The sequence below is a fragment of the Mesorhizobium sp. M2A.F.Ca.ET.039.01.1.1 genome (assembly GCF_003998035.1).
Classification (GTDB): domain Bacteria; phylum Pseudomonadota; class Alphaproteobacteria; order Rhizobiales; family Rhizobiaceae; genus Mesorhizobium.
On sequence record NZ_RZRY01000150.1, the window covers coordinates 1 to 11,286 of the forward strand.

Here is an 11,286-nt window from a genome sequence, read left to right on the forward strand (position 1 = left end):
GACCACGACATAGTCGGCCTCGATCGTGCCACGCTCGGTCACCACGCCCTTGATGCGGCCGTTCTCGACGATCAGCTCCTTGGCCGAGGTGTTGGCGAAGGCCTGCAGCTTGCCGGACGCGACGCCCTGATCGACCAGCTTGCCGGCGACGGTCTGCGAGCGCGGGATAACGAGGCCGGCATCCGGGTCCCACAGGCCGCCCTGCACCAGATGCTCCTCGATCAGCGGGAATTTTTCCTTGATCTCGGCCGGCTCGATCAGCCGCGCACGGGTGCCGAACGCCTTGGCGGAGGCGATCTTGCGCTTGATCTCGTCCATGCGGGCATCGTCGCCGACGCGGGCAACCTCGAGGCCGCCGACGCGCGCGTAATGCCCCATCTTCTCGTAGAAATCGATGGAATAGAGCGTCGTCCAGCAGGACAGGAAATCATGGCTGGTCGTGTAGCAGAAGTCCGAGGCATGCGCCGTCGAGCCGATATCGGTCGGGATGCCCGACTTGTCGATGCCGACGATATCGTCCCAGCCGCGCTCGATCAGGTGGTGGGCGACGGACGCGCCGACGATACCGCCCAGGCCGACGATGACGACCTTCGCCTTTTTCGGAAACTCTGCCATTGCCCGCGACTCCAAAGGGATAGACGGGCGCGTTTGCGCCCTTTCGAATGGCGCACAATATGCAGAGGACGACGGCTGGGCTACCGCCTGTTTGCGACACGCCACAGGTGCGGCGCGACCCCTTGCACAGAGCGGTCACCCAGGGGAATTAACTCAGGCGAAGGCCCAGATGTCCTCGGCCTGGAAGCCGACCTGATAACCAGCGGTCTTGAGCTTGACCACGACCTGGCCGATCTCGGCCGCTGGCAGCGCGCCGACCTCAATCTTGATCATACCGGGACGGTAGCGTTGCAGATCAAGCTGCTCGAACACCATCCAGTCGGCGCCCTCGCAGTCGACCAGGAAGGCGTCGATATGGGTGATGCCGTTGCGGTCGAGCAGCGTCTGCAAGGTCTCGGACGGCACCTCGATGTCCTTCAGATGCGGCGCGAACTTGTTGAAGTTGGCGTCCGCCTCGCCCCAGGCGTTCTTGCCCGACATCAGATTGGTGTCGGTGACCGACGAGCAGCCGATGAATTCGATCGGCAGCGTGCCGGCCTCGAGCGCTGCGGCATCGAAGGTGTGGACGGTGATCGTGCCCTGGGTTTTCGTGACAGCCACCGGCTCGATGATGAAGCGGCTGGCATCCGGGTAATTGGCGCGCAGGCGCTTCTGGTTATATGGGATTGGCTCGACCAGCATGGCGCGCGCCCCGGGAATGCGATGCAGCCAGGGCGTCACGTCGTCGAACAGCGCGCCGTCGCAGGCGCCAACATTGACCATCTGGAACGGCCGGCCGTCGCCGCCGAAACGGGCCTTTAGGGCAGCTTTGGCGAGGAATTTCGTGCCGTGCAAAGCCGGGCCGCGATCGAGCAGGCCGACTGGAAGGCTAAGCGACAGCAAGGTGCGCGCGAGGCTGGAAAGCGAGCTCATGACTTGTCTCCGGGAGTGACCTGCAGCGCCGCGCGGCGCCCGCCCTGGCTCGTCGCCCACAGCGCCATCAAGGGCGCGGCGAGCAGCAGGAAGGGCGGCAGGAGATTGGGGAAATAGATGCGGGTGTCGTGGATCGGAAAGACGGTGAACTTCGCCAACACGCCCAATACGAGCGCCGCCAGCAGGATGCCGGCGCGTCGGTCGAGACGGAAGCCGGCGCGGTCGAGCCCATACCATCCGGCCAATGCCAGCACCGACACGCCAACCCAACTGTTGAGGGTGACGGCGCGGACTACCGAGGCGGCGAAGGCCTTCAGATAGGCAGCAATGGAAAATGGCGGCTCGAAGCCGTCCATGTTGTAATGCTGCTCGATGGTGGAGAACCAAAGATGCGGCCACCAGCCGGGATGCTGCGCCCAATGCGAGATGGCGAAATAGGCGATGAAGGATGCCGCGAAACCGGCCAGCGCGCCCCACCCCCGCTCGCGGAACGCGATGAGCAGCACCGTGAAAATGGCGAGGAAAACGATGTTGTCGGGCCTGGCCATGAAAGCGAGAAAAAGGAGAACCGCCGTCGCCGCCTCCCGCTTGCGCACATAGGCAAAGGCGCCGCCGAGGAACAGCGCCGAGCATAGGAGATCGGGCGTCGAGGCGCTCGCCGCATCGCCGAAATCGGCCATGATCAGAATCGCGCCGACGATCGGCGCCAGCGCCAGCGCGCCTTCCGCGCGCAGCCAGGCGAGCGTGATGGCGCCGAACAGCAGCACGGAAAACACCTGCACCAGCCGCATCGCCTCGACCGGCGAGACGACATGGCTGAGGCTGGACAGGATTTCCGCATAAAGGAACTTGATCCGGTACATGCCGAGCAGCGAATGAAAGTCGGCGGCGCTCTCCGTCATGTGGCGGCGAAAGCCACCGCCATCGTCGGTCAACGTCTTGTAGTCGCCGGCCGAAACGCCTGCCTTGACCGTGCTGTAGGCATAATCATGCAGCGCCTGTGGATCGGGATAGGCGTCTTCCTCGGCGATCGCCAGATAGGGCAGCATGTCCCAATTGGTGTCGGGCATGAACCAGGCGGTCGCCGCGGTGAGCAGGATGTAGAGCGAAAACGCAATTGCCCCAATCGACGCGGCCCATTTCGCGTAAGCCCCCTCGCCCCACGCCAGACCGGCGCCGGTCAACCGTTCCAGCGGATTGGTGGGCGCGGACGGCCTAGTCAGCATGCTCGGCGGCCTCTTATTTGCCGACCTGGCTTTTCACGAAATCCTTCACGATCGCCACGATGCCGCGCGACAGAAGACTATCGAAGGCGTCGACGAAGCGGTCGACATGCTCGGGCTGGCAGATCAGCGGCGGCTCGAGCCGGATGACGTTGCGGTTATATTCGGTGAAGGCGACCAGCACGTCATAGTCGCGCAGCAAAAGCGAGCCGACGAAGCCGGACAGCGAGCCTTTCAACTTGTCGTCGAGCACGCTCACCACCGGTCTGAGCACCATAGGCAGGGTCTGCGAGAAATCGTGGAACTCGAGCCCGATCATAAAACCCTTGCCGCGCACGTCCTTGATGATCCTCGGATATTTTTCCTTAAGCGCCTGCAGCCGCTGGATGAGGTACTCGCCGGTCGAGGCGGCGTTGTCGATCAGCCCCTCGTCATAGAGGACATTGATGCCCTCGATCGCGGTGACGCAGGCCTCGCCCATGCCGCCGAAGGTCGCCATGGCGTGAATCATCGCCGTCTTCGGCGTGCCATAGGCTTTCATATAGACATCGCGCCTGGCGATCATGGCGCCGACCGCCGCCTTGCCGGCGCCGAGCGATTTCGCCAGCGCCGTCACGTCCGGCACCACGCCGTAATGCTCGAAGGCATAGAAGCGGCCCGAGCGGCCGTAGCCGCATTGCACCTCGTCGGCGACCCAAAGCACGCCATACTGGTCGCACAGCGCGCGTAGCTTCTGCCAGTATTGCGCCTCCGCCTGGATGATGCCGCCGCCGCCCTGGATGGTTTCGAGCACGATGACGCCGATCTGGGGATCGCTCTTGAACAGCCGCTCGACGGCGTCGATGTCGGCGAAGGGCACACGCACGACATTGTCCGCGACCTTGAAGTCGGCGCGGTAGAGTTGGCCGTCGGTGATCGCCAGCACGCCCTTGGTCTTGCCGTGGAAGGAATTTTCCGCATAGACGATTTTCGGCCGCTTCGGGCCGGCGGCGCGCTCGGCAAGCTTAACCGCCGCTTCCATGGCTTCAGAGCCGGAGGAGCCCAAGAACACCATGTCGAGGTCGCCCGGCGAGCATTTGGCGATGTTGTGCGCAAGTGCCGCAGCATATTGCGACATGAAGGCGATGGCGATCTCCTGGCGCTTCTCCTCCTGGAACTTTTTGCGGGCTTCCAGAATGCGCGGATGGTTGTGGCCGAAGGCCAGCGAGCCGAAGCCGCCGAAGAAGTCGAGGATCTTGCGGCCGTTCTGGTCGATATAGAACATACCCTCGGCGCGCTCGATCTTGACCTTGTGGAAGCCGAGCAGCTTCATGAAATGCAGCTGTCCGGGATTGAGATGCGCCTTGAACAGATCGGTGATGCGGGCGACATCCAGCGCCTTGGCCTGCTCGACGCTGATCAAGTCTGGCTTGGCGATGGAAGCGGGCGACAGCGCCGGCGCTTCAACCAGCGTTCGCGTGCCTGTCTGTTCCGGCTTGGCCATGACGGTCATCTGAAAAATCTCCCTTCGCGCTCTATTCGGCAGGCACATGTTTCGTGGCGACGGCGTGGCCGTCCTTCTTGGCGCGGTATTCGCTGTAGGCGGCGATCAGCATGTCCTCGTCGCGATATTGCGGCACCCAGCCGAGCTGGCGCTCGGCCTTGGACACGTCGAGCACGCATTCCTCGTCGGCGATCAGATACTGCTCAGGATCCATGATCGGCATGTTCAGCAAATCGAGCAGGTCGAGCGTGCGCTTGACCGCCCAGCCGGGCGTCGGCAGCAGGATCGACTTCGAGCCGGCATGGCAGATGAGATCGCCGAGCAGTTTCCTGACCGGCGGCGGGTTGAGCGAGCCGAGATTATAGGCCTCGTTCGGCACGCCGGCCTTCCAGGCGGCGCGGGCGGCCTCTGCGCAGTCGAACACCGAGATGAACTGATAAGGGTTCCTGCCCGAGCCGATCATCGGCACGGGCAGATTCCAGTCGATCAGCTTGAACAGTTTTTCAAGGATGCCGAGGCGTCCAGGGCCGATGATCAGGCGCGGCCTGAACAGCGAGATCGACATGCCGCGCTTGCGCCATTCGGCGGCGAGTTCCTCGGTCTTGAGCTTTGACAGGCCATATTCGCCGAGCGGCGCGACCGGATGGTCCTCGGTCATCGGCAGCACCACCGTGTGGCCGTAGATCATGTCGGTCGTGTAGTGGACGAGCTTCGAGGCGCCGGCCTTGTCCATCGCCTGGATGATGTTCTCGGTGCCGTGGAAGTTCACTGGAAAGAAGAAATCATGCCGCTTGGCGCGCACCTGGATCGGCGACAGCATCTTGGCCGACAGATTGTAGACCATATCGTCCGCCTTGAGCCCGACCGCCGCGACCGGGGCCGGATCGGTCACATCGCAGGTGATGAAGCGCATCGAACGGTAATGCGGCAGGTCGCTCTTCACGATGTCGGCGACGACGACAGTCTCGCCATCGGCGACGAGCTTGGGCGCAAGGTGACGGCCGACGAAACCGTCGCCGCCGAAAATCACATGTCTCATCGAACGATCTCGCTTGTCTGGATTTTGTCGGAGGCGATGGAAGCGGTCTGCTCCTCATGCCCGTGGCCACCCATTTCTCTGCCACTCTGGGCGATCAGGATCGTGCCGACGCAGATGCAGGCGATGCCGGCGATGCGCCAGCCATTGAGGTCCTCGCGGAAGACGAAATAGGCAAAGATCGCCACGGCGACATAGGCGAGGCTGAGGAACGGATAGGCGAAGCTGAGCTCGACCTTGGACAGCACATAGAGATGCGACGCCATCGAGATGACGAAGGTGCACAGACCGAGGAACACCCATGGGCTGAACACGATCTGCAGCAGCCTGACGAGCGGATTGACACCTTCGAAGGAGATCGGCCCCATCGACATCATGCCCTGCTTCAGCATCAGCTGCGCTGCGGCATTGGTCATGACCGTGAAGAGAATGAAGACTATGTATTTCATTGTTGCCACCCCGCCCCCTTGGGCGGTCCTATTACAAATCTGCCAATATTTCGTGAACCCACACCAGTGTTTTAAGTAAACCATGGCGTAACACTTTGTTTACCATGATCTATTCGACTTTTACCTATTCCGCGGCCTCAGCTCTTCCTTGTCCGATCTCCAGTCTCTTGGCGGTACGCGCCCAGAAGCTTGATAGGAAAGCCGGGTCGCGAAGCGCCTCCAGCCGTCGCCAATGCGGGAACGATGCGGCGAATGTCTCAGGCCCCATCCGGGCATCCTTGTAGGGGTTCACCGCCCCGCCCGCCTCAACCGTGATGCGGTCGAGCTGGGCAAGCAGCCGCAACGTCCTTTCACCCCGGTTGGGGAAATCGAGCGTCAGCGTGTAGCCCGGCCGCGGGAACGACAGCAGCGCCGGCGAGCGGACATCGCCGAAGCGCTTGAGCACCGTCAGGAACGATCCCTGCCCCGCCCGTCGCGCCGCCTCGAGCAGCGCGGGCACGATGCGGCGGGCCTTCTCCTCCGGCACCACGCTCTGGTGCTGGAAAAGCCCGCGCGGCCCGTAGAGCCGGTTCCAGTCGCGGACGCCGTCGAGCGGAAAGAAGAAGCCCTGATAGCCCGCTTGGCGTGGGACCGCGGACTTGCCCTTTTTCCAGCGGTAGGCCGCGTTGAAGGCCGTGAGGAAGGGCCGGTTCAGCACGTTGAACGGCGGCCGCACCGGCACGGAAAGCCGGGTGCCGGCATTCGCGGCGGCGTGGGAGCCGTGTTCGGCATGATTGCCGGTTAACAAAAGGCCGCGCCCGAGCCCATGGCCGCCCGCGAGCTGGTCGATCCACGCGACGGCATATTCGTTAGCCTGGTCCGCCGCCTCGGCGAGATCGAAGAATTCGCCGAGATGGCGAAACCGCGTCGCCTTCTCCATGATGTCGAGCGACGGCACGCGCAGAAGCTTGATCGATGCCGACAGGATCAGCCCGGTCAGGCCCATGCCGCCGATCGTCGCCCCGAACAGGCGGACATTATCGGTCGGCGAGCAGCGATAGGTCCGGCCGTCAGACCGCAGCAGCGTGAGGGCCTCGACATGACAGCCAAAGGTGCCGCGCCGATGGTGGTTCTTGCCGTGAACGTCGTTGGCGATCGCGCCGCCCAGCGTCACGAACTGCGTGCCTGGAACCACGGCTGGGAAGAAGCCGTAGGGCGCGGCGTAAGCGATGATGTCGCAAAGCAGCGTGCCGGCATCGGCTTCGAGCACACCGGTCTCTGCGTTGAAGGAACGGATGCGGTTGAGCGGCCGCATGTCGACCACCATGCCGGCATCGTTCTGACAGCTGTCGCCATAGGAGCGGCCATTGCCGTAGGCGAGCAGCGATCCGGCTTTCGCCTCGCCGCGCTTCAGCAAGGCGATGGCCTCGTCCGCCGGGATCGCCTTGCGCGCCGGTGGGGTCGCCAACCCGAAGCTGCCGAAGCGCTCCTGCCCCATCACCAGCCTCCGGCGACGAGGAAGACCGCGCCGATCGCGACGACGATCTGGCTGCGCCAGTCACGGATGATGAAGACGACCGGGTCGTCATGCATCTCGTCGCGCCGGGCCAGGATCCAGACGCGCATCGTGAGGTAGAGCACGATCGGCGCCAGCGGCCATATCAGCCAGGGATGCGGGTAAAGCTCGCGCACCGCCGGGCTGTCCATATAGAGCGCGAGCACCAGCGCCGAGGAGAAGGCCGACGCCATGCCGGCCTGGGCGACGATCTCCTGATCTTCGGTGCGATAGCCGCGGCCGGCGATGCGCTCGCCCGGAGGGATGGCCGTGGTGCGCAGTTCGACGAAGCGCTTCACCAGGGCCAGCGACAGGAAGAAGAAGATCGAGAAGGCAAGCAGCCAGAAGGAAACGTCCACGCCGGTGGCGGCCGCGCCCGCCAGCACGCGGATCGTGTAGAGGCCGGCAAGCGTCAGCACATCGACCAGAAGCATGCGCTTGAACGACAGCGAATAGCCGGTGGTGACGACCAGATAGCCGGCAAGCACGCCAAGGAATTCGATCGGCAGGAATAGGCCGGCTGCGATGCCTATCGCAAGCAGCGCCGCGATCGCGCCCATGCCGAACGGAATGGACAATGCGCCGCTGGCGAAAGGCCGGTTGCGCTTGGTAGGATGCTTGCGGTCGAGCGCGAGGTCGAAGAAATCGTTGAGGATGTAGATGGCGGACGCCACGGCGCTGAAGGAAACGAACGCCAGCAGGCATTCCCAGATCATATTGGGATTGAAATATTCGTGCGACAGCACCATCGGCACGGCGATCAGCGCGTTCTTCAGCCACTGATGCATGCGCAGCATCTTGATATAGGTTCTCAGCGTCGGCTTCGGCGCCGGCATCGCCTCGGCCTGATGCGCCGCCTGCCAGCGCCGGGCGCTGCGATCGGGCGCCACCACCAGCGCGTTGCGCGCGGCATCGAACACTTTGAGGTCGTGGCGGCTGTTGCCGGCATAATCGAAGCCCGCATCGCCATAGGCGGCGACCAGAGCGGAGCACTTGCGGCCCGAGGTCATGTTATGCGGGCCGTCGGTCGCCAGCACGCGGTCGAAAATGCCGAGATGCGCCGCGATTGCCTCGGCGAATTTGCGCGGCGTTCCCGTCGCCAGCACGATCACGCGGCCCTCCCGATGCTCGGCGTGCAAACGGTCAATTAATTCCTGACGGTAAGGCAGCGAGGCCGGGTCGATGTCGACGCGCAGGGATATTTCCTGCTTAAGCCGCGCCGGACCGCCGGTCAGCCAGAGCGGCAGCAGAAAGAAATAGAGCGGGTTCTTCTTGAGGAGGATGAACAGGCCTTCCCACAGAAGGTCCGTTGCAATCAACGTCCCGTCGAGATCGACCGCAAGCGGAATTGCGTTCCTGTCCGACCTCGCGTCCATTGTCCTGCCCCGATAGAGCGCAGGATCCCGACTCCAAATCCCGGAAGGGCCACGCGCCAATTCAACCCACGCCGTGTACCGGCGTCCACGGGGGCAGATATAGCCGGGGGATGACGCAGCGAACGTTAAAACGTGCGGTTGCAGGGAATGGTCATGCCGGTTTTTCGGCCGTCATCGTTAAGCGTCGGCTACCGGAAACGATAAAAGGCCGGACATCGGTTCGGCCTTTGCTAATCTTACCGCGCCAATCCGTTGCGCGTTACTTGATGCGGGCGGTCCCGCCCGAAATTTCGACCGTCTCCGAACCGGTCAGGGCTTCGAGGTCACCATTGGGCAGGGTGACGAAGCAGCCGTTCGAGCAGAACTCCACCGTCTCGCCGGCACCGAGCGTCAGCTCGCTCTTGGCGCCGCCTTCGGTCACGACCAGGGTCCGCGTCTGAGCGTCCCTGTTGATCGCGCTGGCGGCGAAAGCCGAACCGCCCAAGGCCAGCAAAGCAATGGCGGCAACGACAGACTTCCACATTGCAATTCCGGTGTTTCACACACCGCCTCTGTTCAAAATTTGCAAGGCATTCTCGCCCTTTGCATCGAAGCTTATATGAGATGTTACCTGAACCGCAACTGAATGCCGCATTCATGCCACAATCGGTTTCGGCGCAGGGCGACGCCACCGAAGGTGTATCGAAATGCGGCTAGGCCGAACGTTGCCGCACCTTTATCCAGGGTCTGGCTTGCGGCCCCTGCGCTTCATCTTGGCCAGCCGTTCCCGTTCGGCCGCGGCTTCCTCCTCCAGCCTCTGGCGCTCGGCGAATTCGGCTTCGATCTTGTCGTCGTCGATCGGCCAGGCTTCATGCTTGGTTGTCTCGACCATGGCGCGCGGCGTCGACGGGATCTCGATCCGCTCGTCCTCGAAGATATCGAAGATGGCGAAACGGATATCGTTCTGCACGACGCTGCTGTTCATGATGTCGGCAACGAAAACGCGAATTTCGAACTCGAGCGCGGCCGCCCCGAAATTGGCGAAGAGGACGAACGGTTCCGGATTCTTCAGCACCATCGGATGGGCGCGGGCAATATCCAGCAGGACGGCATGGACGCGCTTCACGTCGCTGCCATAGGCGACGCCGACCTTGATTTCGACCCGCCCCAGCTTGTTGCGATGCGTCCAGTTGCCGACCGCGTTGTTGATGAGGTTCGAATTGGGCAGGATCACCGACTGCCGCTGGAAGGTCTCGATCTCGGTGGCGCGCACGCTGATCTTGCGCACCGTGCCGCTGACATCGCCGGCGACGATCCAGTCGCCGACCTTGAACGGCCGTTCGGCAAGCAGGATGAGGCCGGAAACGAAATTCGAGACGACGTTCTGCAGGCCGAAGCCGATGCCGAGCGAAAGGGCGCCGGCGACCAGCGCCAGGTTGGAAAGATCGATGCCGGCCGCCGAGATGCCGACGAGGCCGGCAATCGCCACGCCTGCATAGCCGACGCCGAGCCGGATCGAGTTTCGCACGCCGGCATCGACCTTGCCGCGCGCCATCACCGAGCCGTCCAGCCAGCCCTGGAACCAGCGCGTCAGGAAATAGCCGATGATGAAGACGACAATGCCGCTGAGGATTCCGAGGAAAGAGATCGTCACCGAACCGATCGAGACGCCGGTCGCCAGCTTATAGGCCCAGGCCTCGATATCGCCGGGCTGGAAACCCCACATCAAAAGGATCAGCGGCAGGAAGACCACGACGATCATCAGGTTGATGGCGATGCTGACCACCAGCCCGAGCTGGTCGAGCGCGGTATCCTCGTAGCTTGAATTTTCCGAAAGCCAGCGCCCGACCGAAGTGTCGGCGAAGCCGCCCTCCTCGCCGATCGCGCGCGCCGAGAGGAAACCGATATAGGCCGTCACCAGGACGGTCCCGGTCACCACGACCTGGAACGCGACGAAAAGCGACAGGCCGATATAGCCGAGCAATGCCGCGGCAATGGTGAACAGGCCGAGCCCGACGGCAAGGAAACGAAGCCAGGCCGGCCAGGGACGCCATGAGCCGTCCTGCGCCTTGAAAGGCTTCAACCATCCCATCAGGATCAGGATGACGCCGATGATGATGGTTGCGATAAAGCTCCTGGCGATCGTCAGCGAAAGCGGAGAGCCCATCTTCTCGTTGACGACCGACAGGAAGTAATTCAAGCCGAGCACCAGGGCCATCGCGGTCGTCAGCCCGACGAGCCAGCGCGCCGGCCCCGTCGCGACCGGGATCAGGCGCCAGTTGGGCAGCCGTGGCTCAAGCGCAGCGTTGGTCAGCCGGTTGACGCAGAAAACCATGCCGATCACCGTCAGCAGGGCATTGAGAAACGTGCCGATGTCGCCGCGCAGCACATTGTAATAGTTGAAGAAGAACACGGCCGAGGCGAAGAAGACGCCGAGCGCCAGGGTCGGCAGCAGCGTCGACCAGAAGGCGACCGACAGCCGGCTGAGATAGGACGGCTCCTCGACGGTTGGGTCGGCCTCGAATATGCGGCCGAACAAGCGCCTGCCGCCGATCAAGAGCACGGCCGCCAGCGCCAGCGCCATCAGCGTCGCGGCAAGGATCGCCTGGAACTTGAATTTGAGGGCGAAGCTCAGCCAGGACGACACCGCCTTGTAAAGACCCGAGATCTGGTCATGCG

10 protein-coding genes are annotated in these 11,286 nt (G+C 63.2%); all 10 read right to left on the reverse strand.

All coding sequences use genetic code 11. The features are described from left to right. On the reverse strand, positions 1-615 hold a 615-nt coding region (locus EOA24_RS14075), incomplete at its 3' end, for an FAD-binding oxidoreductase (RefSeq protein ID WP_133374511.1). A 153-nt stretch (positions 616-768) separates the two neighbouring features. Continuing rightward, complete coding sequence (locus tag EOA24_RS14080) at positions 769-1,527, reverse strand: FkbM family methyltransferase (protein ID WP_126082162.1); 759 nt, start codon at positions 1,525-1,527, stop codon at positions 769-771. Then, positions 1,524-2,753: a hypothetical protein gene (locus EOA24_RS14085; protein WP_126082161.1), complete on the reverse strand. Its 1,230-nt coding sequence runs from the start codon at positions 2,751-2,753 to the stop codon at positions 1,524-1,526. The genes EOA24_RS14080 and EOA24_RS14085 overlap by 4 nt, the downstream gene beginning before the upstream one ends. A gap of 13 nt (positions 2,754-2,766) precedes the next feature. Beyond that, a complete protein-coding gene (locus EOA24_RS14090; RefSeq protein WP_189343377.1) occupies positions 2,767-4,233 on the reverse strand; it encodes an aspartate aminotransferase family protein in 1,467 nt (488 codons plus the stop codon). 31 nt (positions 4,234-4,264) lie between these two features. Further along, entirely contained in the window at positions 4,265-5,272 is a 1,008-nt protein-coding gene (locus tag EOA24_RS14095; protein WP_127409861.1) for an NAD(P)-dependent oxidoreductase, read from the reverse strand. Next, entirely contained in the window at positions 5,269-5,718 is a 450-nt protein-coding gene (locus EOA24_RS14100; RefSeq protein WP_126082158.1) for an EamA family transporter, read from the reverse strand. The genes EOA24_RS14095 and EOA24_RS14100 overlap by 4 nt, the downstream gene beginning before the upstream one ends. Positions 5,719-5,842: 124 nt before the next feature. After that, on the reverse strand, positions 5,843-7,195 hold the full coding sequence (locus tag EOA24_RS14105; protein WP_126082157.1) for an FAD-binding oxidoreductase: 1,353 nt from the start codon (positions 7,193-7,195) through the stop codon (positions 5,843-5,845). Continuing rightward, positions 7,195-8,628 (reverse strand): UbiA family prenyltransferase, encoded by a 1,434-nt coding sequence (locus EOA24_RS14110; protein ID WP_126082156.1) that lies wholly within the window; start codon positions 8,626-8,628, stop codon positions 7,195-7,197. Before EOA24_RS14110 ends, EOA24_RS14105 begins: the two co-directional genes overlap by 1 nt. Positions 8,629-8,887: 259 nt before the next feature. Then, complete coding sequence (locus EOA24_RS14115) at positions 8,888-9,151, reverse strand: hypothetical protein (protein WP_042645040.1); 264 nt, start codon at positions 9,149-9,151, stop codon at positions 8,888-8,890. Between the two features lie 192 nt (positions 9,152-9,343). Beyond that, positions 9,344-11,286, reverse strand: a 1,943-nt coding sequence (locus tag EOA24_RS14120; RefSeq protein WP_133374512.1) for a mechanosensitive ion channel domain-containing protein, incomplete at its 5' end; no start/stop codon positions are given.